Here is a 24,295-nt window from a genome sequence, read left to right as displayed (position 1 = left end):
GAAAAGCATATACAAAAAGCGAGGATGATCAATATGAAAAACAATAACGGGGTCATTACAGGTGGCAAGATTGAAGGTCCAAAGGCGCCCAAGGACCCTGCTGAACGCAGGAACGGTTTTTTTGTGCTCTACGAAACCGCGATTGAGGCGACAGCCCGGGCCGAAGGTCCACCTTCACAGGAAGTTTATCTGGAAGGTAACTATCTAATTGACAAGGCCAGATATATTGGCGGCGTCACTGATGAGACAATACTGGAGCTGCTAGGAAACTGCGTTGGATTTCGCAAATTGGTTCATAGTATCGGAGTGTCTGTGAGAAGGGATCATGAGCAGAACGAACCCATCTCTTTTCTATTGCAGAACTGGGGCAAAACCAGCAAATACGAAACCGGCAGCAGCATACGTGTGCCCTGTCCCTCCGACGGTTCTGAGATTCTCTTGAAGTTGGAGGATTTGGAATGGTCTGAAGAGGATGCAGTGCTCGGCAAATTCGCCTTTGAATTTAAACATGAAGGCGAACTGGCCATCGCGAGTATAATTTTTTATTTGCATGACGGTTATTCTGTACCAGAGTTAATCATTGAACCGCCCGTAGCGTTTGATTCTAACGAATACCGGGAGATCATTACCCAATCCTTGCTTCAACTGGGCAATAATAAAAGATTAAAAACTGCCATCCATAAGGCTATAATAGGTGAGGATGTCACGATCGCTTATATTGGGGGTTCCATTACTCAGGGAGCAGGCGCTAAGCCGATCCATACAGAATGTTATGCCTACCAATCGTATCTGAGATTTAAGGAATTATTCGGTACGAATGGTGGCGGGAACATCCATTTTGTGAAGGCTGGGGTAGGTGGAACACCATCCGAGCTTGGGGTCATCCGTTATGAAAGGGATATTCTCCGGGAAGGTTCTGTAACACCGGATATCGTGGTGGTGGAATTTGCGGTAAACGACGAAGGGGATGAAACGAAAGGCAACTGTTTTGAAAGCTTATGCCTAAAAATACTTTCCGCCGATAATAGACCGGCAGTAGTTCTCCTGTTCAGCGTGTTTATGAATGACTGGAACCTGCAGGAACGGCTCTCCCCCATTGGCCGAGCTTATAATCTTCCTATGGTTAGTGTAAAGGATGCGGTATCCGGGCAGTTCCGCCTAAGCAAAAATGAGGGGAACATCCTCTCGAAACGGCAATTTTTCTATGATATCTATCATCCTACTAATGAGGGTCACCGGGTGATGGCTGATTGTCTGGCTTATTTATTCTCCGAAACCCACAAAACGCTAATGGACGAAGATGATCTCCTATTGGATCAGCATCCGGTCATCGGGAATGATTTTGCGGGAACCCTCCTGCTGGACCGCAAAAGCCATATTGACGCAGGCAGGATTGAGGTAGGCGGATTTTCGGGGATCGATACCGATTTGCAGCGGGTAGAAATGGATGCCAATTCTTTCGGAACTCCGGAATTCCCTCAAAATTGGATGCATTCAGCGTCGTCTGGGGAACACAGCTTCAAGCTGACGATAACAAGCAAAAATCTCATCCTCGTATACAAGGATTCTGGCAGCAGCGAATTCGGCAAGGCGAACATTTACGTCGATGGTTGTCTTGTAGTCACCGCTGATCCACATGAGAATAACTGGACACATTGCAATCCGGTAATTCTTTATCAAAATGAGGTTAGCGGGGAGCATCAGATAGACATCAGAATGGTGCCGGAAGATCAGGACAAGTCTTTTACTATACTGGGCTTCGGCTATAATGTTTAATAAGTTGACCTAGTGGCATATAACCTAAAAAGAAACCCACGGTCTTTAAATGACCTGGGTTTCTCAATATTTTGAGGAATCTTTTTCTATTTGGTAGGCAGCTTTTTATCTAAAATGGCCTTCACATCTTTAACAAGCTGTACGGACGCTTCAATCTCCAACTTACTTGTTGAAACACTTTCAATACTGCAACCAATAGGAATTCCCTTCTCCAGCCCGAAATCTAGTAATTCTTCAAAGATTTTTTGCGATAGCTGGATTGATTTATCCAAAATATCATTCGAGTATTTCAACTCGTTTTCTAACCATCCCGGGATACTGATCCCTAACCACTTCATAAATTGTAATGTTTTCGCTGTGCCGCATGGTGCAAGATTAAATAAAATAGGAACCATCTCAAAACCGTTATTTGTATAGTAATAATATAAATCAGACAATAAATTCTTAGATGCCTCTACATTATAAGTTGCCTGAGTGATAAAAAAGTTGCACCCATTGTTGGTCTTTTCGACAACCCGTATATGCTCATCATTCTTTTTTATATGTCTTTCCGGAATGACAACTCCACCAAAAGTTAAATTACTATTTAACTGTTTACTTAGCTCATAAGCATCTGGTAAATTCAATTTCACCTCTTGTTTACTTGACGAAGCGCCCACATACACTGAAAATCTATCTTCATTGTCGTCAGTTTTAACCCAATCCTCGAACTGGGCTCTTGTATCATTACCGACGCACCGGTAAATTATCTTTGGGACCTCCACCTGTCTTAGATATTTATCACCATAGACAGCCGGATCAATCGTTGGTAAATAGGGATAAGGTCTTTCATGATCCACTCTATCTACTTCTTCCTGAACGTCGTACAGAATTAACGCATCTAAATCAAGATTTTTAAGTCTTTCAACCTGTTTCTGGGCGATTTCCGAGACCTTTTCTGGTGCGTGGCTTGCCTTCGGTGGTGTCATCCCATATGTTATAATACCCGGTTTTTTGCTCAATATTTTTTGTTTAAATGTATTCTCTGCCGCTCCCACATTACAAAACCCCTCTACTCGTCGCTTTTAAGATAAGGTTACCATGGCGGGCTTAATATGTGTAACTTCTATTTACTATATCTAGTTATATTTTAAAACTATGATTCCTTAATGATACTTATGGAGTAGTACATGTTGACAACCATTTGATGTGACTATAATATTAGAAGTCCTGCCAACCTTAAAGTTGGCGATAAGGGGACCGAAAGGTTCATTCTTATTTAAAAAGGGTGAGTATTATGAATAAAGAAGAATTAATGGAAAGCGCACGTAACACAAAGAAAGCTGCTTATGCCCCTTATTCTAAATTTCCAGTTGGAGCAGCCTTATTGCTTAAAGATGGAAATGTTATTAATGGAGTAAACGTAGAAAATGTATCTTTTGGCGCTACTAATTGTGCAGAGAGAACAGCAATCTTCACGGCTATTACAAAGGGCTATACTAAAGGTGATTTTCAGGCTATAGCTGTAGCAGGTGACACAATGGATTTTCTGCCGCCATGTAGTATCTGCAGACAAGTATTATCGGAATTCTGTTTGCCTGACATGCCTGTCTATTTAACCAATGAGAAAAAAGAAATCTTAGAGCTAAGTTTAAGGGATTTATTGCCTTACGCATTCAAAAATTTAGATATGTAAAAATAATTCCTCTCGTAGTGGAATAACAAAAAACACGCGTACCTGTGTTAGACAAGTACGCGTGTTTTTTGTGTTAAAAAGCTTAGTTAGACACGAGTTCACAGACCAGACACACCGCGTAAATACGATGTTACTTACCAAATCGCAATTCCAACCTTATCTTTTTCTTTAAATACTACCTTTATCATCTCCAAAGCATTTCTTACCCTAAATTCAATAAATTCTTTATCATAGTCTGTATGTAGTTCTATAGTATCTAAATTATCAAGCAAAATAAGGAATTCACTTTCCAGTTTTTCTATTTCTTCATCAAATGCAAAAATATTCGTATTCTTTAAAGAATATATTAACTCACATCCGAGTTCACTAATTAAATCATTTCCCCAGAGAGTTTTTCTGCATGATTCGAAACCAAATAAATTATTGTGTGGTGCAGGTACCTGCTCCTCCAAAAAATTAGTATCTACAATTATTCTTCCCTTTTGAATTACACTTATTATCAAACTCATATAGTTAAAACCTCTCAATGAACATCATCAATAATAAAAAAAACAAGCGATTCATTGAGATAAAAGATTAACACTTCCTCTCGATGATCGCTTGCTTTTAGTAGCTATGCATAGTCACATTTCTAGTTTTCCCATAAAACACTTATTGGCTCTAACGTTTACCCACAACGACTATACCCGCAATTGCCACAAGTCTTACAGCCCTCAATATTAATCAGCGAGGCGCTGCCGCAGGATGGGCAAAGGTCACGGGAAGCCGTAGCATGGTTATGCGCATGATGACCACCATGTCCATCTTCCGTAGCTGACGGAACGCTCGATTTTATCTCCGCATTTAACGCTTCATTGAAATCCTCCAGCTCCAAAGTTGCCGCAATCGGAGCAGGTACATGATCATCATGAGCATTGTTCAGCACATGTGATTCCAGTGCCTTAGCTACAGCGTCAGCAATGGATTCAACACGGTTTGCGCCGAAGCCGATAGCTCCTGATCCGCCAATGCCTTTCAGATGTTTGATCAACAGCTCAACTTTCTCACCATGATCTCCGTAACGGAGGAACAAGGAGCAGACACGGCCTAGTGCTTCTGCCATAGCAAAGACGTCAGAACCTGCTTTACCTACATTCAGGAAGATTTCAGCCGGTATTCCATCAAGGTCATTGATCGTAATATATGCCATCCCAAATGGTGTGTTGATTTTATAGGTAGCGCCGCGCAGAACCTGCGGACGTTTTTTGTATTGTTTATCCGCCTCTTTTGTAGTCACTTGAGGCGCTGGACTTGCTGCTACAACACTTGTACTTGCTTCTACAGTAGTTGTAGCTTCCTCTGCCGCAACCGGAGCGGCTTCTTTTTTGTCTTCCTTCTTCGTGGTTTCCAGGACTTGAACGTCACGGCTTCCATCGCGGTAGATCGTAACACCCTTACATCCTAGATCAAAGGCCATTTCATATAGCTCAGCCGTCTCCTCAACCGTAAAGTCAGACGGGCAGTTCGCTGTTTTGGAAATGGAGCTATCTACCCAGCGTTGGATCGCTGCTTGCGCACGGATATGATCTTTAGCTGACAGATCCATCGAAGTTACAAAGTAGTCCGGCAGCTCTTCACCCGGATGAGCTTCCAGCCACTCTTGAGCGATTGGAACAAACTGTTCATCATAGCCAAGACGACTTTGACGGAAATATTTGAAGGCAAAATAAGGCTCAATTCCCGTAGAAGTCCCCACCATTGTACCTGTACTACCTGTAGGTGCTTGTGTAATCACTGTAACGTTACGCATACCGTGTTCACGAATTGCTTCGCCAACCTCTGGATACGCTTCGACTATATTTTTCATAAATCCGCTCATTAAATATTTTTCGGTATCAAAAGCTAGGAAAGACCCCTTCTCTCCAGCAATTTCTGCCGATGCAAGGTATGCTTCACGAGCCATAAAGCCGTATAGCTTGTCCAGAAACTCCAACGATTCCGGGCTGCCGTAACGGATGTTCAATTTAATCATCAGCTCCGCCAATCCCATGGTTCCGAGACCCACGCGGCGCTCCTTTTTCTGATTCGCTTCATTTTCCGGGAAATGATAAGGTGTTTTATCAATTACATTGTCCAGAAAACGGACGGAATAACGTGTGGTAGTCGCAAGATCTTCCCAATCCACATCATGATTTTTCTCATCGTAGAACTTGGACAAGTTCACCGCAGACAGATTGCAGACTCCCCAGCCAGGCAGGCCTTGTTCACCACACGGATTTGTACAAATAATCGGGTTGAAATACCAGCTATTAGACATCTGGTTATAGTATTCCATGAATACGACGCCCGGCTCAGCGGATTTCCATGCCGATTCAATGATCGTACGCCACACGTCACGCGCTTTTACGGTGCGATAATGGATAACGTTTTTGCCGGCAGCTTTCCACTTGTCGAGATCGCCATCCCACATTTCGTTATATTCAGGATCGGTTGTATCCGGGAATACGAGATCCCAGTCCAGATCTTCTTTTACAGCCTTCATAAAACCATTGCTCACACATACCGAAAGGTTAGCATTAGTGACTTGGCCCATCGTTTGCTTCACGGTAATGAAGTCCTCAACATCGGGATGCCAGTCATTAATCATTAGCATGAGCGCACCACGACGGCTGCCGCCTTGCTCAATAAGCCCCGTAGTATAACTAAACAAACCGCCCCAAGATACGGAACCACTGGATGAACCATTAACCCCTCTAACAATCGCACGACGCGGACGCAATGAAGACAGGTTAATGCCCACCCCGCCACCACGCGCCATAATCTCCGTCATTTCAGACAATGTCTGCATGATGCCGCCACGGCTGTCTTTTGGAGAGGGAATCACATAACAGTTGAACAATGTTAATTCTTCACTAGCACCTGCACCAGCTGCAATACGTCCACCCGGCACAAGCTTCCAATCATCCAGGATTGAACGGAATTTGCCCGCCCATTCTGCTTGAAGCTCAGGTGTCTTCTCTACAGAAGCCATCGCTGTGGATAAACGGTCCCACATTTCCTCAGGAGTTTTTTCTATATTAAGGGTCAACTTTTCAACATCCGATTTCACAAGCTCGCCACTGCGTGTCTTTACAGTTACAATTCGACCACTGCGCTCCACAATTTCTCCGACTTCCTTAGTTGGAAACTTCGGATCATCTTTGGTCAGCACCAATACAACGTCGCCTACTTTAGCATTGTTGCTGTCTGCATCCTTCCAAGCATAACGATCCAAAAATATTTTTTCACTTAGCCCTTCAAGGCGTTGCTTACGTTCCACTTTACTCAATAAAAAAACCTCCCGCATGTGTAGTAGATATTAGTTTCCGGTCCAAGGTATGGGCCCACAACAAAAACTCCCTTACCATCCTCCACTGCTTAACAGGTGTATGTAGGAAGCTCATCTTGTCAATAACAAATACCAGCTAAGCACTCTATAAAAAATACATATTCAAGCTTTTGTCACAATATATTGTGTGCGTCAGCTTTTAAACTATACCACATATTGTATCGAAGGTCTTATTCGAAAATAGAGTCAAGTTGCCGAATTATCGCAAACGTTGCTGCTTTTTCTCGCTCTTGCTCTCTTTTTTAAAGGCTATCGTGAAAAATAAGAGGTTATGAATTCTCTCGTTTACGAGCATACTACTCTTACGAATGGTGATATAAATCCGAGCTTGAGGAGGCTGCATTATGACGCAATTATTCCGTAATTCTCTACCCCAGCAAGGGGGAACACCCGCGCCGATACTGCCTGTTCCTCTTTCTTTTGACCGGAATTGGTTGCAAGATCTGGAGCTCAAACTGGAAAAGGGCGGCCCATGGGGAGACTACCGTTTATCTAAGCTTGCCGTACAAGGAGAGGAAACAGGTCTAGTAACGAGCTTCGATGAGCTGCAATGTATGAAGCATTTATCCGGCTTGTCCCCTCTTCCCCATCAGCTGGATACAGCGCATAAGGTTCTGTTCGAAATGTCAGGCCGCGCGATTCTTGCAGATGAGGTTGGACTGGGCAAGACCATTGAAGCAGGACTGGTGCTCAAAGAATATCTCGTACGCGGTCTTGTCTCCAAAGTGCTTATTCTCGTACCTGCTTCTCTAGTATTGCAATGGGTTCGTGAGCTGAATGCGAAATTCGGCATCACTGCTGTCGCTCAGAAAAAAGCCTATTCTTGGGGTAACGCCATAGTCGTCGCATCGATGGATACCGCAAAACGCGATCCGCATAAGGAAATCCTGCTGGAAAATGAATACGATATGTTGATCATTGATGAAGCTCACAAGCTGAAGAATAAAAAATCGACCAATTATCTATTTGTACAGCAATTACGCAAAAAATATTGCCTGCTGCTCACCGCGACTCCCGTTCAGAATGATCTGGGCGAACTCTTTAATCTGATCACTATACTGAAGCCGGGGCAACTTGGAAATCAGGGCGATTTTTCCTCGAATTTCGTGGTTGATAAACGCCAGCCCAAGAATGAAGGTCAACTGCGGGACGAGCTTTCGAAGGTCATGATCCGCAATCGCCGTGGTGAAGGTCCAGTTAATTTCACGAAACGAAAAGTCCGTAATATTCCCTTAGTTCTCTCCCAAGAAGAGAAAGATTTGTATAACAGTGTTACTTCCTTTGTCAAAGACCAGTATCAGGAATCCGGTGGCAATCTTAGCAGCATGCTTTCTCTGGTAACCCTTCAACGTGAGGTGTGCAGCAGCCGGGATGCCGTCTTTATCACTTTAGTTAATTTGATCAAAAAGCTGCCTGCGGATTCACCAAAAAGAGACCGGATGATGGAGCTGCTACAGACCCTCCGTACTGTTAAAACAAACACTAAAGCTGAAACAACCTTAGCCCTCATTCAAGAAATGAATGAAAAGGTCATCGTCTTCACGGAATATCGCGCAACTCAAGAATATTTACTGCAGTATTTCCGTGAACATGGGCTGATGTGTGTCTCTTATTCCGGCGGAATGAACCGTGGCAAAAAAGATTGGATGATGGATCTTTTCCGCGGCCGGGCTCAAGTTATGATTGCTACGGAAGCCGGCGGAGAAGGGATAAACCTGCAATTTTGCCACCATATGATCAACTTTGATCTGCCCTGGAATCCCATGCGGGTGGAGCAGCGTATCGGCCGTGTCCACCGGTTAGGGCAAGAAAATGACGTAGTGATCTACAACTTGTCTACTCAAGGCACGATTGAAGAACATATCCTGCATCTGCTGCATGAGAAAATCAATATGTTTGAAATGGTGATTGGCGGGCTGGATGTAATCCTGGAACGTTTTGAAAAGAAGGAATCGCTGGAGAAGAGTTTATACAAAATCATGCTCGAATCCCGCTCCGACGAAGAATTGCGGCATGAGCTGGACCATATTGGTGAATCCCTCAGTGAATTGACACAGGGTATTAAAAAAGAAAGTGGGACTGCGACATGACCCTCACCGCACAGGAAGTACGCAAGCATGTGATGGACTATCTTGAAGCCACTGAATGCTCCATCATTGAGGCTTCGCCCCTTCACGTAACTGTGAAATTATCACCTAGAGCTGACAAAATGCTCACCGACCGGCCGTATTATTGGGGATTCGTGGAGCGCACAGGTGTAGATCCTGAGACCCTTTCTTTCACCTTTGTTTTTGATCCGGAAAAATACGACAGTCAAGCTGCTGTAGAGGTTCCCCCCATTGCAAATCGTAGTGCTGGCATTTTGAATCAAGTTGTCACCGGAAGCCTAACTACAGGTGTAACAAACGATGCAGAGGCCAGCGCTGACTTACTCGAATCCGCCTCCCCGGGCTCAGAAGCAGTGAATGCTCCATCTACTGACCCGGAGGAAAGTATCCTAGCCCGCTACTTCGGCATTGTGCCGGCACTCCCACGAATTGGACCCGGGATGATCCGAAGAGAGGATATTATTTACGGAAGCAAGCGATTGCAACAAATTTGGAACGCCGCTAGGGACGAAGGGAAATGCCTTTATTTATTTGAGGACCCGGGCAGCAGGCAGCGAAATACGCTTTTCTCTGCCGCTTACGAACCATGGCTTAGTGTCTGCTATAAGGTGGAGATGAGCTGCGATTTGAAACGTGAAGAACTCCATTATCTTGGCATCTCCCTAACAAAGGGAACCATCATTGATGACTTTAATGCAAAAGTTTCCACAAAAGAGATGATGCCACGCTTGCCGGAAAATGTGCATATCCAGCCTTATGAAATGACAGTAGCAGCCGCTACCGAACTATTGGAAACTCATCTAACCGCTCAGCTAGCCGAACTGGACTATACTTGGGCAGAACAGGCGCGTGAGCGGCTAAGGGTTGAGCTGGACATCATTGATGTCTATTATGGAGAGCTATTGAAGGAGCCTGATGAAGAAAAACGCCTAGCGACACAAGAACAGTATAACCGTCGGCGCCAAGAGACCATTTGGCAATATGAGCCGCAAATCGCAGTTTCTGCGGTAACCTATGGACTGTTTCATCTGCGGAGCCTATAGAATGCGACCCTACTCGCTAAAAGCAGGCAAAAAAACAAGAGAACTTCCGCCTTCCGGCGCGACAGCAAGCAACAGCCTTTTTATAGCTTGTCCCCTACAATAAAAAGGAAGCTTATACTTTCTGATATTTCATAACAAAGAAAGGTGAACGACGCCATGAAAATAAGTGTACGGCGGAGGCTGCTTCTTGCAGGTCAAAGCTGCTTCCTCCTGCTTCTATGCATCGGACTCATCGCAACGAGCTCCGGTTCCTCTTCTGCGCTTGCAGCTTCCAGAGTAAGTGTAGTTGATTCAGTCACACAGGATTTGATACCTGTACTGCAGATGGATATCTTACCTTCACCCGGTACGGTCCAAGAATTTGCCAAGAGTACACTGAACAAGCTCGCAGCAGAAGCTCCATTTACAGCCTGGAAGGACGCAGGAATAGAATATTATCCTCTGGGTCCAGGTACTCATAGCTGGCTTGTCAACGTTATGAAAGGTGAACAGCGGATCGGTTACATGATCATTTCGGCTACGGATCAAGGTGGTTATATGCTTAGCGAATATGGAGCTGGCACTTACGGCCTCCCCTATAGTTTATTAGAACTGCGCCAATTTTTGGTGCAGGAAGGACTTATACCTTCATCTTTTACAGGCAAAATAAACCTTACAGCCTTATATGCACCACTTCTACCCGTATGGAAAATCGCCATTGACGATAAGACGATTTTTATCAATGCTTCCGTACCCCAAGTTTTACCATGGACGCTCAGTAAAGCGGAAGAAGTGCTTAAAGGGCAGCAGACAGAAACGGATGTAATCACTAACTTAACTACTGACCTGTCGCCGCTTTCTGCCTATCAAAGCGGGGGAACAGATGATCCTTATAAAGATATCATGTGGTTGACCTCCCCAAAACTGCTTGCTGTAGGCGGTGACAATATCGCCGCACTGATTCGTCCCAAGGAAAGTATTGCTTATCAAGCCGCTGGTCGAAATGATATCGTAGGTGCCCCTTTTATGATTACAGGTTATCAAAACTGGTTGCCTAATTCGAATAAAACACAAGCAATAAACAACATGCCTACCGTTTACGCAGCATCAGGGCCAGAAGGAAGACGGTATTTGCCACTCACTGCCTTGCAGGCTATCGGAACACTGCACAAGCTGCCCGACAAAAATATCTATAAATAAACATAACAAATAACCTTCCGCTGACACCCTCGATTAGGCACTGGAAGGTTATTTGTTATTTGTGATATTCAATCCTTATCACTGTGGCTCCATTTGCTTCGCCAGATCGACCAACCAAGCGGAAGCATTCCGAACCATTTCTGTGACCACGGCTGCTTAGTAGCCGCTCTTCGAGCATGAATGGCACGCGGATCCTCGATATAAACAACTACCTTCTCAGTGATATACTTTACAAGCTCATCGCCGCCGGAAGCCATTTGTAACACCTCCTACATTATAAGTGAATTAAGATAACCAGCGTCGTTCCATGCTCTTAGTGTGCACCAGCGAGCATATATCTAAACTCTTGTCCCGGATTGTTCGAATAGGTTTACCTATTAAAGCACAATCTAACAAAGAATCTAGGGCACGAGGTTATTCACATGCAAGGAGGAGTTCATTTGAACAATGGGAGAAATAAAGCTTATTCCAAGACAGCAGCTGCAATATGCGGCTTACGTATTACTTTAACTACAGTTGGACTTCTAATGCTGTTTGTGGGGAGTGCATATGCTTCTGCAACTCCATCCAAACCCGTAGTGAATGATGAACGTCAGCATCTCTTAAGCCACGGCCACCGTATGATCTTAATTGATGCAGGACATGGGGGGATCGACGGAGGAACTTCCTACGGAAATATTCTTGAGAAGGATATTACATTAGATATCTCACGCCGATTATTTCTGCTGCTGCGCAGCGATGGATTTGATGTTGCCTTAAATCGTAATGGAGATTATGCCCCAAGTGATGAGAACCGCTGGCTGCGCAGTAAATCCCGACATCTGCGCGATCTTGCCCAGCGTAAAGAACTGGCTGAGACATTACCAGCTACCGTAGTGGTCAGCATCCATGTTAACTGGGCACCTTCTCCTTCCAAACATGGTCCGCTTGTATTATATCGCCAAGAAGGCCGCAGCTTTATCCTTGCCCAGACCATTCAGCAACAATTAAACAGTCTCTATAATATCCGTGCTGAGACAAGACCGGGTAAGCCCTTTTATTTACTCAACAAAATAACCGCCACAACTGTAATTGTTGAGGCGGGTTTTGTAAGCAGTCCGACAGATCGCGAAAAGCTATGCACCCCTAAAGGGCAACAAGAAATTGCAGAAGCGATTGCTGGCGGCATAGTAGCTTATCTTATGGAAGTGTAGGATTCGAGTTCCAGTTCATTTCGTTTTTGACTAGATCAGAAATGCCTATAAATTCAACATCATCTTTTATTTGCTCAACACCGCTGCGGATGCCTGCGGCGGTTTCTTTTCCATATACACCAACATGACCAATGGTTACGCAGAATCGTTGATCCTTCGCCAGGTTATTTACGAGGCCCATTTGTTTCAGGACATGATTGGCTGTGTGTGTATCATCCAAAAAGATATGATTCTCTACACGCGGCAGCCCCATTCGATAAGCCATATTGCCAGCAACAGAACGGTAGTTGGTTTTACTGTCCACAAAAAACAATCCCCGCTCTTTGCACACGGATAAGATCACACCCATAATCCGTTCGTCCCCGGTAATCTTAGAGCCCATGTGGTTATTTATGCCGATAGCATAAGGCACATTATCGAGTGCTGCCTCTACTTTTTGACGGACTTCCTCATCAGACATCTTGGCCAGTACAGCTCCTGGTCCAAGCCATTTAGGATTACCTTGGCGCGGCTCCATCGGTAAGTGGAGAAGAACATCATCTCCGCGTTCATGCGCGCGTGTGGCATCCTTCACAGATGTAGGCAAAAAGGGCATGACCGCCACCGTAAGCTTAATCGGCAGTGAAAACATTTCATCCGTCCCCTTCATGTCATTGCCGAAATCGTCAATAATAATTACGACCTTATTACGTCGAGATGCCTTCTCTTCACTTGGTGTGTTTGTAGGGTTGTCTCTGGACTCGGCAGCTGAAACAGACGGTACCACGGAACCGATTAAAGTAACCATTAGAGCAGCAACAGCAATCCAAATCAGTAAATAACGTTTGAAACTTCGACTGTCCTTCATCAAGAGGAACGCCTCCTTCGTCTTAAACAATTGTTCTCATTGTTTGGTTCACGAAGGTTAAATATGTACGAGGAAGGTTCGCAATAATTTACAATCGAGTTTTTTCTATTGTCCCCGTGCGTCTGCGGCAAGAATAGCTTCCAGCACATCCAGTGCTTGAATTTCAATTGGCATATTCCAGATGGGGCTATCCTTAGAACAGCTAGCTTCAGCTACAGTCATCAACTGATCGATATCCTTATTTGTAATCCCAAGATCTTTGAGAGTAACGGGAAGGCCGATTTTTTTGCAGAAATCAATCACCTGATCAATCTCTTCATATGGTGCTTTCTCCAGTACAAGCTGAACGATCGTAGCAAAAGCAACCTTTTCACCATGAAGAGTATTCCTGCATTCCTCATGCAGCGTCAATCCATTATGAATCGCATGCGCCGCAGCAAGTCCGCCGCTTTCAAACCCAATGCCACTTAAGTAAATATTGGCTTCAATAATGTGTTCCACCGCAGGAGAGGTAATGCCTTGCTTAACATCTTTTAATGCCGTTTCACCCTCTGCTAGAAGGGTATCCAGACAGGCACGAGCTAATGAAAGGGCTGCAATTGTGCTAGTCCCACCTGCATGGGTAATAGCCCCAGATTCTCGGCAAGCTCTTGCTTCATAAAAAGTAGACAACGCGTCACCCATTCCAGCAACAAGCAATCTTGCAGGAGCTTTGGCAATGATATCGACGTCTACGATAACCAGATCGGGATTTCTTTTTAATGGAAGATAACAGTCAAAGTCTCCTTCATCCGTATACAACACTGATAAAGCGCTGCAAGGTGCATCCGTTGAAGCCACTGTGGGTACAATAACTACCGGGAGGTTACTCATGTGGCTTACTGCTTTTGCCGTATCCAGGGTCTTGCCGCCACCAATCCCTATAATGACTTCCGCATCCTTCAAGCCAAGTGCTGCAACTATCTCATTAACCTGATTACTGCTGCACTCGCCCTTGAATTCAGTCATCACTAGTGGCATTTCGTTCATTTCAAAACTGTATGTGATCTCTTTTTTGTACACAGAGAAAATATAAGGATCAATAATGGCATAAGCTCTTGTCGCTCCAAGCTGCGAACAATAATCTCCCAGCTTACGAATTTCACCATGTCCTTGTATATATTTAGTTGGTGAGCAGATGATCTGCGTCATGGTTCACTCCTCCTTTTATTTACATTCATATTAGAAGGATTGACCACATTCAGCTATTAAAAAGATCCCTTTAGCCACCAGCTTAAATAAATCCACCATTCACACGGATCGTTTGCCCTGTAACCCACTGTGATTCCTTGCTGGCTAAGAACAACACAATGTTTGAGATATCCTCAGGCTCGCCTAAACGTCCAAAGGAATTCATATTCCCCACGGTTGCAATCTCTTCCGCTGATTTCCCTACGGTAAATAACTCCGTATTCACAGGTCCCGGTGAAACAGCATTGATAGTGATTCCTTTTCGTCCAAATTCTTTGGCCAGCTGACGAGTGATTTGTTCCACTGCTCCCTTAGTTCCTGCATAGACGCTGTAGGTCGGGAACATTTGACCCGTAACGGAAGTTGAAAAATTGATAATCCGTCCGTTATCATTCATATATTTAGCTGCTTGCTGGCAAGCAAAAAAGGTGCCTTTCACATTAATCGCAAACTGCATGTCGAAATCCTCTTCTGTCATATTTAGAATCGGCTTCGTGATCATAATACCAGCGTTATTGACGAGAATGTCGAGTTGTCCATAGGCTTCTAGTGTAGTTTGGAATAACTGTTCAAGTTCTGCCACCTGGCTGATGTCTGCCCGAATAGCGACGGCCTCTCCACCCTTTTGCTTAATACCGGTTACGACTTCCTCGGCTTTGCCGGGGTTACTCGAATAGTTAACGACCACCTTCGCACCTTGTTGTGCCAAGTTCTCCGCAATCTCCCGGCCCATGCCTCTCGATGCACCTGTTACTAATGCTACTTTTCCAGCTAAATTGTGGTTCATATTTATTCCTCCTATTACTTTGTCCTTCTTGTTGGTCTGATTATAAATCGATCGATTACAAATTACAAGTGACATTTTTTTATATTTGTCATTCTAATTCGCTTTTCACATATTTTGCAACAGTCGCTCGATTCAGCCTAATCTACGGGATTTATACCGTTCATTCGCTGCAAGTCGCTCGATTCAGCCTAATCTACGGGATTTATACCGTTCATCTGCTGCTAGTCGCTCGATTCAGACTAATCTACGGGATTTATACCGTTTATCTGCTGCAAGTCGCTCAATTCAGCCTAATCTAGGGGATTTATACCGTTCATCTGCTGCTAGTCGCTCGATTCAGCCTAATCTACGGGATTTATACCGTTCATCTGCTGCTAGTCGCTCGATTCAGCCTAATCTAGGGGATTTATACCGTTCATTCGCTGCAAGTCGCTCGATTCAGACTAATCTACGGGATTTATACCCCTTTAAGACACAAAAAAACCTCCTGAACATCAGAAGGTTTTAATTAGATGCTACAAAGAAATCCCGGAAAGGAGCAAATCCCAAACAGAGGCGAAATCCTGATCAATCGTAGCCGACTGCCACTCTATAGCATGTGCTGGATGATGGTACCGCGAAGTAGCATTAAAAATTGCTCTAGCCGTTACCACTGGTTCCACCACTCTATACTCTTTGGATTGTATGCCTTTTTCAATAATGCCTGCAATTTGCCCAATTAATTGATCTACGTGTAGGGTAATCATATCCACCGCTTCTAAAGTTACAGCTGCGTACATAGCAAACATTTCGGCATCATCCACAGCATAGGTACGTTTACTACGAATCAGCGTGTCCATCCATAATCGGAGCTGCTCTTTGGCATTCCCATCAAAATGCTCTGAAATATTTTTTAAAGGCTCTGAAATATTATACTGCAACCATCTTTCGGTTACTGCTTCTCGCAAAGCAGATTTACTGGAAAAATGTCTATACAACGTACCATGACTTACTTTAAGCACCTTCGCTACATCAACAACAGAAGTCTTGTCCGGGCCAAAACGCCGGAGCACTTGTTCAGCCGCGTCCAAAATGTTTTCTTTTGATAATGGAAGATCATTCGACATATGTATTCCCCTCGCTCTATCTCTGGTGGTAATTATCATAGCATATCATGTCCAAAAACGAACTGACAATATTACCACTTTGTCATTCGTTAAATCATTATCAGTATATACTCACACCCATTTATTAAACTTAGATCCACGTCTGGTGTCTAATTCTCCGTAGCCCCTGTCCTACATGGATTCGGACTGAGGAGCCCTTATTTCCGAAAATCACCGTAATTCACCATGCTATCGGACTCAAATGCAGCTATCCACCCAAATCCCCACCTCTTCGGCGTTCTTATGTGCCAATAAGAGCTATGCAGTCCGAAAAGTTAGCCAAACACGCTAAATTGAGCAAATAGCTGCAATACGGTCCGTTACGATGAAGAAGCCCAGTATCTAGCAATCCACCTTCTGCGAACCTAACGATTTCGCCAAAAAAACCTCCTTGATCTCTCAAGAAGGCGGGCAACATCAGCTGCTTTTTTGCTCAATCCGATCTAGCCTCGTTCTAACAAACTTACCGACATTCGCGATCGCTTCCTGCGCCTCTGGCAGCATATAAGCTAAAAAGTGAAAGACGCTCCACATGTTCTCCCATATTTCCAGTTCTACATGAACATCCGCGGCTTGTGCTCGTTCAGACAACCTCGTTGCATCGCTTAACAATACCTCGTGGTCGCCTACTTGAACAAGTAAATCAGGTAATCCCTGCAAATCCAACCTTAAGGGAGATAATATAGGAGCTAGTTCTGTCCGAGCACCTAGATAAACATCAATTATTCGTTTATTTCCTTCTATGCTGCCTGTTGGATCAAACTCCGCTCGACTCAGATACGATTCACCATCCAAATGGACGAGATCTGTATGCGCCGAGATTAAAAAAGCACCCGCCGGCAATTCCACACCCGCATCCCGTAAAGTAATCAACGTCATCAGTGCAAGGCTGGCTCCAACAGAATCCCCTCCAAGCAAGACATTCCCGGCAGAATATCCATTCGCGAGCAGCCACAGATAAGCGTCTATACAATCTTCGTTAGCAGCCGGATAAGTAAATTCTGGTGCCAAGCGATACTCAATGATTAGGATTTTCTTACCACTAGCTTTTGCAATTCGTGTAACCAAATCTCGATAAAATTCACAAGTCCCAGAAATAAAACCCCCACCGTGGAAATAAAGGATCACTTCATCAGCGGGTGGAGCAGATTTCACAGGAATAATCCACTCTCCACTTAAGGGTCCAATCATGACCCGCTCGACGATAACATCCGTAGGAATGGGCATGTTCGCAGCCGTCGCGGCCATCTCCTGCCGTATTTGCCCGATAGACTTGCTATCCAATCGGTTGCTTTGTCGCAGATAATCTTTGATCGCTGCAAGCTGCTCTGTACTTGACTTTTCCATATCGTTAATCCCTCCTACAATTCTTTTCAACTCAGATTGTAAAGTCTGTAGGAGACTACAAGGTCAAGTTAAGAATCCATTTTTAGGATTTCGAGCGTGGACTGTACGCCTGGATGTTTATCTGTGGCTAACAAATTTTTTCTCAAATCTGCGAGGGCTGTTAGTTTTATTTCCTGTTTTGCAATTTCGCCACGAACTCGATCCATTTTCTTATCCACAACAGTTACAAAATCATCTATGCTAATGCCGCTGCTTTCAGATTTAGTGAGCGCCTTCTTGATTTCCTTTAAAGTGAAACCACACAGTTTAGCATTATGTATAAAAACAAGTCGGCTAAGCACCTCATCCGAATAAAGACGATAACCAGCTTCTGAACGTAAGGGAGTGCTAATTAATCCGAGCTCTTCATAATACCTTAACGTCTCCATATTCACATTCGCCATTTTAGCAATTTGGCCTCGCAAGTATTCTGTCATAATCAGCGCCCCCTTATAATCCCCTACATTATACCAAATTCAGAGGCAGCAGAGGACATCAAAAGGCCATCAAGGGACATCAAAAGAACGTCAACAAGTAACCAAGCTCCCTTTTAAAAACTCCTTATTTACGCACGAAAAAAACGACATTTCTGCCGTTTTCTCATCAATCATTTCCCAATTTACTCACTTCACTTCGGACTGCATTTTTCTGTATAAGCGAAATCTGTCCGGCATGAATGCCTGTATGATACATAAGCCTGCCTATCGCTTCAAGCGGTGTAGATGTGCCAAAAGCCGAATCCACACTCACATGCCACGCTTCTTCCGGAAATTCCTGCATCGCAGCAGTTAGATTCTCATTGGAAACAGTCAGCAGATCAACGAGTTCATTCAATGTAGAATATGCTGCCTTGTCGCCTAGAGGATTAGGTCTTGCAAAAAACCACTCTGCGAACATAAACTCAACTTCCGCATTATGCTGAATTAATCCCCCAATCGTAGAGTTCCCTAGCTTAAGGTTAAGATCCTCTTCCGGCAATGCCTTCACCATTTTATGAAATCGCGTTTGTACCGCTTGCCAGATTGGCAACACTAAAGTGAAAGTCATAGATTATTTGCTCCCTTGTACAGTGGCTTCTTCGTCTTTTTTCTTGTCGATCACCACATGGTTGAACAGGTTCGCATCTACGTCGATGTCAAAGGCCAAGCCAAAACCAACAACATAACGCCCTTGGACAGGTGTCAATTCAAACAGTGAAAAATCCAATCCACGCAGCAAATTCACCATTGCCGCCCCATGATCAGCATTAAACAATTCAAAGATCTCCTCATGCCCGTCATTCCCGATATTGCTTGCTGTGCAATTCCATCGCACACGTTCCGTTGCAAATTTATTATTCGTCGCAGACTCATCTGCAATTAGAAGCGCATCTACAAACTCGTTATTTTCCATATATCTGTAATGTTCGGCGATCTTACTAATGTAAATATAAAGTTTGCCTTCATGCTTAACAAAAGGAGCATAGCTGATAAAAGGTTTTCCTTCGTCATCTATTAAGCTCAAAATCAGATTTTTACGATTCGCAATAAATTGCAAATAGTTTTCTTTATTTTTCTTTACATCTACAGGCTTCTTCATTATAAAATCCCTCCATTAATAGGTTATGTAATCTAGCCCGAATCTAGCGAACGGTACTTAACAAATGAATACGAGGTTTCGTCTCTGCAGGAACATATTGAACTTCGGCATCCATTCGGTATATATTCCGGATCATATCGGTTGTCATAACTTCATTTGGTGCCCCATACATCGCTTTTTCACCCGCCTGCACCACAACAATACTGTCACTATAGGTAGAGGCTTGATTGAGGTCATGCAACACCATCACGACGGTCATCCCCATGTCTTGATTTAGCTCACGTACTAGCTCAAGAACTTCATGCTGATGCGAAATATCCAAGTAAGTGGTCGGTTCGTCAAGCAACATAACCAAAGGGCGCTGCGCCAAGGCCATAGCAATCCAAGCACGCTGTGATTCACCACCGGATAACGAGGAAACTGCTCGATCCTTATAATCCTTTAAATGTGTCTTTTCCAGTGCCCAGTGGACAATCTCCATATCCTCATGATTTAATTTTTCGAACCATTTTTTATGAGGATACCTTCCATAGGAGACGAGATCGATCACGGTCATATCATTAGGCGCTTGGTTCTTCTGGCTCAGCATGCACATTTTTCGAGCCACTTGTTTGGCGGTCATGGACTTTAGATCCGTACCATCGAGTGTGACCGCACCCGTATGATATGGAATTAGTCGTGATACCGCCTTAAGTAATGTAGATTTACCTGAACCGTTTGGTCCTATAATCGAGACGATTTCACCCTTTTTTACGGAAAAAGAGAAGTTGTTAATAATGTTTTTCTGCTCATACCGAATCGAAATAGAGTCGACAGTAAACATGTTAGAACGCCTTCTTTCTCATCAGGTATAGAAAATATGGTCCACCGATCACCGCCATAAGGATACCCGCAGGAATATCTAAAGGTGCAAATAAGGTACGTCCACCTGTATCTGCTATCAACAATACCAATGCTCCAAGTCCCATACTCATCGGCAAAAGAAATTTATAGTCTGAACCCACCAACAATCGAGCCATATGTGGCACAACAAGTCCAACAAAGCCAATCATCCCTATAGCCGCTACAGAGATAGCCGCTAGAAATACTGCCAGCAAGGAAAGTAGAATACGAATTCGATCCACATTTTCACCTAAATTCGAAGCCACCTGATCGCCTAAACGTATAATATTCGCCTTGCGGATCGCGAAAAAGGATAAGATCCAGCCTGCAATGGCATACGGGAAAACCATCATCAAGGCATTGTTCCCTTTTGCAGCCAAACTGCCGTTCAACCATTGGACTGCTGCCGGAAGTCTGTCGCTGTACATGATGGTCAGGAGTCCTATTAATCCCCCGCAAAGAGCATTCACAGCAACTCCTGATAAAATAATAGTGATCGGCGAAATGCCGGTTCTTCTCCACGCTAATGCATATACAATCCCTGCAGCGATTAGTCCACCAACAAAAGCCGCAATTGGAATAAACTCCGTATATTGTGGTGCTGCAAGCATAATGACAAGCACACATGCAGCCGCTCCACTCGTTACACCGGTCAATCCTGGATCAGCAAGTGGGTTGCCCATCACAGCTTGCAGCAGAGCGCCTGAAACCGCGATATTTGCCCCAATGATCATCGCCAGTAATACACGCGGCAGACGAATATCCCATATGATGGTGGCATTCACCGCTTTTGCCGCTGACCCAAAGATTGTGCTTAGGATGTCTGGTATGGGGATGTATACTGAGCCTAGTCCAATCGCAATTATGGCGGCAACGAGCGCAAGTGCTAACGTTACAATAACAATAATTCTGCTACGAGATGTATTTATCACTTGCTGTCTCCTTTAATTATTCATAGAAGTATTTTGCAATTTCGGTTAAGGCTGTCTCGGCGTTAAGGATCGAAGTAACACCGAATACGCTGTAATCTAGAATGTTGATTTTGTTATTTGCATAAGCTGAGAGCTTTGTCCAAGTTTCATTTTTCTCTATTTCTTTTTTGAACTTATCCTCTGTCGCTCCGTGGTCGCCTGAAGCGAGTACGAGAATGATGTCTGGATCAGCGGCTACAATGTTCTCCATATTAATAGGTGAGTAAGTGTCAGTAACTTGCAATACAGAAGTTGCGATGTTATCAGCACCAAGCTTTTTCACCAAGCTACCTAAATAAGATTTCTCACTCATGACCATAAAAGAATCCGCGGTTCCGATTACGAGCAGCACGCTTGGCAGCTCTTTGCCTTCGGCTAATTGACTCAGCTCATTTTCTTTGTCCAAAATCTTAGTTAAAGCAGCATTCATTTCATCTTTTTTATTAAAATAAGTGCCTAAAACTTTGAGGCTAAGCTTTAAATCCTCGAATGATTCTGTTCTCAAATATGCTTTTTGTAGGTCGATTCCTTCTAGCGATTTGTCTAATGTGCTGCGAAGTGATTCCGCTCCCAGCAGCAAGTCTGGTTCAAGTTTTGTCACTACTTCCAGATCCGGTGCCATAGGAGATCCAATACGATCAATTGTTTCGAAATCAGCAGGGATTGGATTCGTTGAAGTAGGTACACCTACCGGTGTTATGCCGAGCAAATAAAGCATTTCTGTTAACGGTACAGAAGTTGTTACAATACGCTCCGGTACTGTAGAAGGGAATTGGCTTAAGGCTTCGTTGAACAACGTTTCATCCACACCATCATTCTCCAGACTGTACACCTTGCCGGCAGCTTCCGCTGTATTCGCTACTTCTGTTGTATTTGCTGCATTCGCTTCTTTCGATTCATTAGCAGTTGTATTCGTTACTGCTTCATTTTTTCGATTGTCCGTTGTATTAGTAGACGAACAAGCAGTCATTGCAGTAACCGCTGCAACAACCAGGAGTACTAATAATTTTTTCAAAATCTATCCCTCCGAATATGTATATTTATACGTTTCATGTAGTGATAATGATTTTCATTTTCACTAATCGCTTCCTATGATAATCGTTATCAATGAGAAGTGTCAAGAATTTTATTTTAATTTTAAATAAGAAGGAATTTCATTATTGTCCGTTGAAGCGGACTAGCATTTCTAATAAAAAAAGCCACGCCCAATGGGCGTGACTTCAAATAGTGGTGTATGAAATCCAAGCGTTAGTCAGTAGCTCTCGTATTTATAATCCCATAATGAATAAGGTCTACAAACTCATTTTCTTTATAAATATGCTGTAACAAAACGCCTTCTTTCAGCATGCCAGATTTTTGCATAACCCGTCCCGAACCAGGATTTGTAGCAAAGAATCTGGCATACACTTTGTGATAATGTTTTTCTGTAAAAGCAAAATTAATGACCGCTTTTGTTGCTTCTGTAGCATATCCATTACCCCAGTGTTCCTCACCTATCCAATATCCAAGCTCGCCGTTTCTGTGTGTCCGGTTATTTCTCAGTCCTATAGCACCATACAGCTCGTTTGTATTTTTATCAGTAATAGCGAATTCATATGAATTATCATTATTGAACTCATCTTCATGTGTTTCAATCCATGATAACGCACATTCAATGGGGTATGGATAAGGTAGAGTTAATGTACTTTTGTAAACATTATAATTATTGCAGAGCTCACTGACACGCTGTGCTTCAGACAATGCAAAAGGTCTTAAAATCAATCTTTCAGTAGTAATTGTTCTCTTCTCTGGATTGTACAATGGTATCCCCCCGTTAAACTAAATATTATAAAACAAATACAAGCCAGATAAACAGAAAACTTGGCCACCACTGCTTACCCGCTTTCACAAACAGCCAGCCAAACACCAAAGAAAAAGCAGTAATATACAAGCCGCTTTGCAGACCATGTGTCAAATGACCTAATCCCCAAGTCAGCATTAAACCTATTCCGCCATAAGGAAGAGAAGGATTCTTAAACCATACTTCTCCTGCAGACTGCATTAGCGCAACCAATAGTACAACTAGTACAGCTTCCACAATGTAATATATGTTTTGAACCAAGGCAACCCATATGCCCATAAAACCATGTTCTAACTTGAAGTTTTCATATTCTCTATAAATCTGTGGAATGCTCTCCCCATTAATCCAAAATTCCAACACAGCGAACAAAAAGCTTGATATAAAAGCTACAATTAACAAAGGAATGACCTTAGAGCTCCAACGCAAAGATATTACCTTTTCAATCAACTTCCTCTTCCTGAACCAAAGTAGAAATATCATAGCTCCAACTGTCCACAATAGGGTGACTATGCTCCAATGAACAACTAGTACGTACCAAGGGCTGACAAAAAAGTCGTCTATATTAAACAAATCCCCCCATAACCATTGATCTAATCCCATGATGAACATATCCATTCCTAACATTAAAAATACAAGCAGTCCTAATAAAAAATATTGAATACCTGATATATTCCCTTTTTCTTTCACGAAACCTCTCACCCGCCTTATGTCCATTTTTGTACTATATTCCCAAAATTATGATGCTGAAAGTATGGCATCCCCCCATTCTGTTTGTCTGTAACAAATCACTCACTTGAATCAAAGTTAGAAAAATACATAAAAAAAAGCACGCATCGATATAAAATCGACACATGCTGTTTACTTGACCTGGCTTGTCCAAACTAGAATCTAGCCACAAAAAATTCGCGGTCTGCGGGAACGTTAAAACTTCTTATAGTAGCTCCACTCTCATCTCTTAAAGTGAGAAGATAAGGTACTGATGTTAAGGTACTAATTGTTGGGAATCTAACTACACCAAATTCGTCAAAATCAGCAGTTACCGTTGTAGTTCCAGCTCTCAATGAAGCTGACCACCCCGTAGTATCTTTAGGTGTACCCGTTGCATTTGTACCAATAGCAACAACAATAAATCTATCCAGAGTCTGTCTAATTCTACGTTTCTTTCTCGTAGGAGCTGCTTTCGCTTTTTTAGCCGCGAGAACTTTGCTAGCCATAACTGCTTTCTTGTTAACTGGTTTTTTAATAATTGCCATTTACTTCACCACTTTCTTTTTAGGATACGTTAGTA

25 protein-coding genes are annotated in these 24,295 nt (G+C 43.4%); 7 read left to right on the top strand and 18 right to left on the bottom strand.

Going from position 1 to position 24,295, the window contains the following annotated elements; genetic code table 11:
- Positions 1-33 precede the first annotated feature (33 nt).
- Entirely contained in the window at positions 34-1,776 is a 1,743-nt protein-coding gene (locus MKZ16_RS11870; RefSeq protein ID WP_076104638.1) for an SGNH/GDSL hydrolase family protein, read from the top strand.
- Positions 1,777-1,862: 86 nt separating this feature from the next.
- On the opposite strand, the gene MKZ16_RS11865 is transcribed toward MKZ16_RS11870, so the two are convergent.
- Positions 1,863-2,813, bottom strand: a complete 951-nt coding sequence (locus MKZ16_RS11865) for a methylenetetrahydrofolate reductase (RefSeq protein ID WP_256715468.1) — start codon at positions 2,811-2,813, stop codon at positions 1,863-1,865.
- A 239-nt stretch (positions 2,814-3,052) separates the two neighbouring features.
- Here MKZ16_RS11865 and MKZ16_RS11860 point away from each other — a divergent pair, with 239 nt between their 5' ends.
- Entirely contained in the window at positions 3,053-3,451 is a 399-nt protein-coding gene (locus MKZ16_RS11860; RefSeq protein ID WP_036689594.1) for a cytidine deaminase, read from the top strand.
- A 134-nt stretch (positions 3,452-3,585) separates the two neighbouring features.
- Here MKZ16_RS11860 and MKZ16_RS11855 read toward each other — a convergent pair whose 3' ends face one another.
- Positions 3,586-3,960 (bottom strand): hypothetical protein, encoded by a 375-nt coding sequence (locus MKZ16_RS11855; RefSeq protein WP_076104637.1) that lies wholly within the window; start codon positions 3,958-3,960, stop codon positions 3,586-3,588.
- Positions 3,961-4,118: 158 nt separating this feature from the next.
- Positions 4,119-6,776, bottom strand: coding sequence for an adenosylcobalamin-dependent ribonucleoside-diphosphate reductase (locus MKZ16_RS11850; RefSeq protein ID WP_076104636.1), 2,658 nt, complete (start codon positions 6,774-6,776; stop codon positions 4,119-4,121).
- Between the two features lie 386 nt (positions 6,777-7,162).
- Here MKZ16_RS11850 and MKZ16_RS11845 point away from each other — a divergent pair, with 386 nt between their 5' ends.
- From MKZ16_RS11845 to MKZ16_RS11835, 3 genes are all read left to right on the top strand, one after another.
- Positions 7,163-8,908 (top strand): SNF2-related protein, encoded by a 1,746-nt coding sequence (locus MKZ16_RS11845; protein ID WP_076104635.1) that lies wholly within the window; start codon positions 7,163-7,165, stop codon positions 8,906-8,908.
- Positions 8,905-9,969: a YqhG family protein gene (locus MKZ16_RS11840; protein WP_036689447.1), complete on the top strand. Its 1,065-nt coding sequence runs from the start codon at positions 8,905-8,907 to the stop codon at positions 9,967-9,969. Before MKZ16_RS11845 ends, MKZ16_RS11840 begins: the two co-directional genes overlap by 4 nt.
- Positions 9,970-10,125: 156 nt before the next feature.
- Positions 10,126-11,148, top strand: a complete 1,023-nt coding sequence (locus tag MKZ16_RS11835) for a hypothetical protein (protein WP_076104634.1) — start codon at positions 10,126-10,128, stop codon at positions 11,146-11,148.
- Positions 11,149-11,216: 68 nt separating this feature from the next.
- Here MKZ16_RS11835 and MKZ16_RS11830 read toward each other — a convergent pair whose 3' ends face one another.
- Positions 11,217-11,405, bottom strand: coding sequence for a YqzE family protein (locus tag MKZ16_RS11830; protein WP_036689445.1), 189 nt, complete (start codon positions 11,403-11,405; stop codon positions 11,217-11,219).
- A 183-nt stretch (positions 11,406-11,588) separates the two neighbouring features.
- Here MKZ16_RS11830 and MKZ16_RS11825 point away from each other — a divergent pair, with 183 nt between their 5' ends.
- Complete coding sequence (locus tag MKZ16_RS11825; RefSeq protein WP_235219580.1) at positions 11,589-12,341, top strand: N-acetylmuramoyl-L-alanine amidase; 753 nt, start codon at positions 11,589-11,591, stop codon at positions 12,339-12,341.
- Here the strand turns inward: MKZ16_RS11825 and MKZ16_RS11820 are convergent.
- From MKZ16_RS11820 to MKZ16_RS11810, 3 genes are all read right to left on the bottom strand, one after another.
- Positions 12,328-13,188, bottom strand: a complete 861-nt coding sequence (locus MKZ16_RS11820; RefSeq protein WP_076100825.1) for a divergent polysaccharide deacetylase family protein — start codon at positions 13,186-13,188, stop codon at positions 12,328-12,330. The genes MKZ16_RS11825 and MKZ16_RS11820 overlap by 14 nt on opposite strands.
- A 105-nt stretch (positions 13,189-13,293) precedes the next feature.
- Positions 13,294-14,379, bottom strand: coding sequence for a glycerol dehydrogenase (locus MKZ16_RS11815; protein ID WP_076100827.1), 1,086 nt, complete (start codon positions 14,377-14,379; stop codon positions 13,294-13,296).
- A gap of 82 nt (positions 14,380-14,461) precedes the next feature.
- The gene (locus tag MKZ16_RS11810; protein ID WP_094902534.1) at positions 14,462-15,205 is read right to left on the bottom strand and encodes an SDR family oxidoreductase; all 744 of its coding nucleotides are present in this window, start codon (positions 15,203-15,205) and stop codon (positions 14,462-14,464) included.
- Between the two features lie 68 nt (positions 15,206-15,273).
- On the opposite strand from MKZ16_RS11810, the gene MKZ16_RS11805 reads away from it, so the two are divergent.
- Positions 15,274-15,504 carry a hypothetical protein gene (locus MKZ16_RS11805; RefSeq protein WP_143759032.1) on the top strand — a complete coding sequence of 77 codons (231 nt, stop codon included), beginning with the start codon at positions 15,274-15,276 and terminating at the stop codon, positions 15,502-15,504.
- Positions 15,505-15,720: 216 nt separating this feature from the next.
- Here the strand turns inward: MKZ16_RS11805 and MKZ16_RS11800 are convergent, their stop codons facing one another.
- The 11 genes from MKZ16_RS11800 to MKZ16_RS11750 all read right to left on the bottom strand — a co-directional run bounded on the left by MKZ16_RS11800 (position 15,721) and on the right by MKZ16_RS11750 (position 24,260).
- The gene (locus MKZ16_RS11800) at positions 15,721-16,311 is read right to left on the bottom strand and encodes a TetR family transcriptional regulator (RefSeq protein WP_036689440.1); all 591 of its coding nucleotides are present in this window, start codon (positions 16,309-16,311) and stop codon (positions 15,721-15,723) included.
- A gap of 456 nt (positions 16,312-16,767) precedes the next feature.
- Complete coding sequence (locus MKZ16_RS11795) at positions 16,768-17,697, bottom strand: alpha/beta hydrolase (protein WP_081393373.1); 930 nt, start codon at positions 17,695-17,697, stop codon at positions 16,768-16,770.
- 68 nt (positions 17,698-17,765) lie between these two features.
- Positions 17,766-18,173 carry a MerR family transcriptional regulator gene (locus MKZ16_RS11790; protein ID WP_051491619.1) on the bottom strand — a complete coding sequence of 136 codons (408 nt, stop codon included), beginning with the start codon at positions 18,171-18,173 and terminating at the stop codon, positions 17,766-17,768.
- A 166-nt stretch (positions 18,174-18,339) separates the two neighbouring features.
- Entirely contained in the window at positions 18,340-18,783 is a 444-nt protein-coding gene (locus MKZ16_RS11785) for a DinB family protein (protein ID WP_076104632.1), read from the bottom strand.
- Positions 18,784-18,786: 3 nt separating this feature from the next.
- Positions 18,787-19,314 carry a pyridoxamine 5'-phosphate oxidase family protein gene (locus tag MKZ16_RS11780; RefSeq protein ID WP_076104631.1) on the bottom strand — a complete coding sequence of 176 codons (528 nt, stop codon included), beginning with the start codon at positions 19,312-19,314 and terminating at the stop codon, positions 18,787-18,789.
- Between the two features lie 43 nt (positions 19,315-19,357).
- Complete coding sequence (locus MKZ16_RS11775; protein WP_076100835.1) at positions 19,358-20,137, bottom strand: ABC transporter ATP-binding protein; 780 nt, start codon at positions 20,135-20,137, stop codon at positions 19,358-19,360.
- 1 nt (position 20,138) lies between these two features.
- A complete protein-coding gene (locus tag MKZ16_RS11770) occupies positions 20,139-21,128 on the bottom strand; it encodes an iron ABC transporter permease (RefSeq protein WP_051491618.1) in 990 nt (329 codons plus the stop codon).
- Positions 21,129-21,144: 16 nt separating this feature from the next.
- The gene (locus MKZ16_RS11765; protein ID WP_051491617.1) at positions 21,145-22,182 is read right to left on the bottom strand and encodes an ABC transporter substrate-binding protein; all 1,038 of its coding nucleotides are present in this window, start codon (positions 22,180-22,182) and stop codon (positions 21,145-21,147) included.
- Positions 22,183-22,415: 233 nt separating this feature from the next.
- Positions 22,416-22,967, bottom strand: coding sequence for a GNAT family N-acetyltransferase (locus MKZ16_RS11760; RefSeq protein ID WP_076104630.1), 552 nt, complete (start codon positions 22,965-22,967; stop codon positions 22,416-22,418).
- Positions 22,968-22,992: 25 nt separating this feature from the next.
- The gene (locus MKZ16_RS11755; RefSeq protein WP_076104629.1) at positions 22,993-23,694 is read right to left on the bottom strand and encodes a hypothetical protein; all 702 of its coding nucleotides are present in this window, start codon (positions 23,692-23,694) and stop codon (positions 22,993-22,995) included.
- Between the two features lie 194 nt (positions 23,695-23,888).
- The gene (locus tag MKZ16_RS11750; RefSeq protein WP_051491616.1) at positions 23,889-24,260 is read right to left on the bottom strand and encodes a hypothetical protein; all 372 of its coding nucleotides are present in this window, start codon (positions 24,258-24,260) and stop codon (positions 23,889-23,891) included.
- Positions 24,261-24,295 lie beyond the last annotated feature (35 nt).

It is taken from the genome of Paenibacillus sp. FSL R5-0928 (assembly GCF_037970385.1).
Classification (GTDB): Bacteria; Bacillota; Bacilli; order Paenibacillales; family Paenibacillaceae; genus Paenibacillus_AQ; species Paenibacillus_AQ odorifer.
Note: the sequence above shows the minus strand (reverse complement) of the source record. Positions and strands in the feature narration are given on the sequence as shown.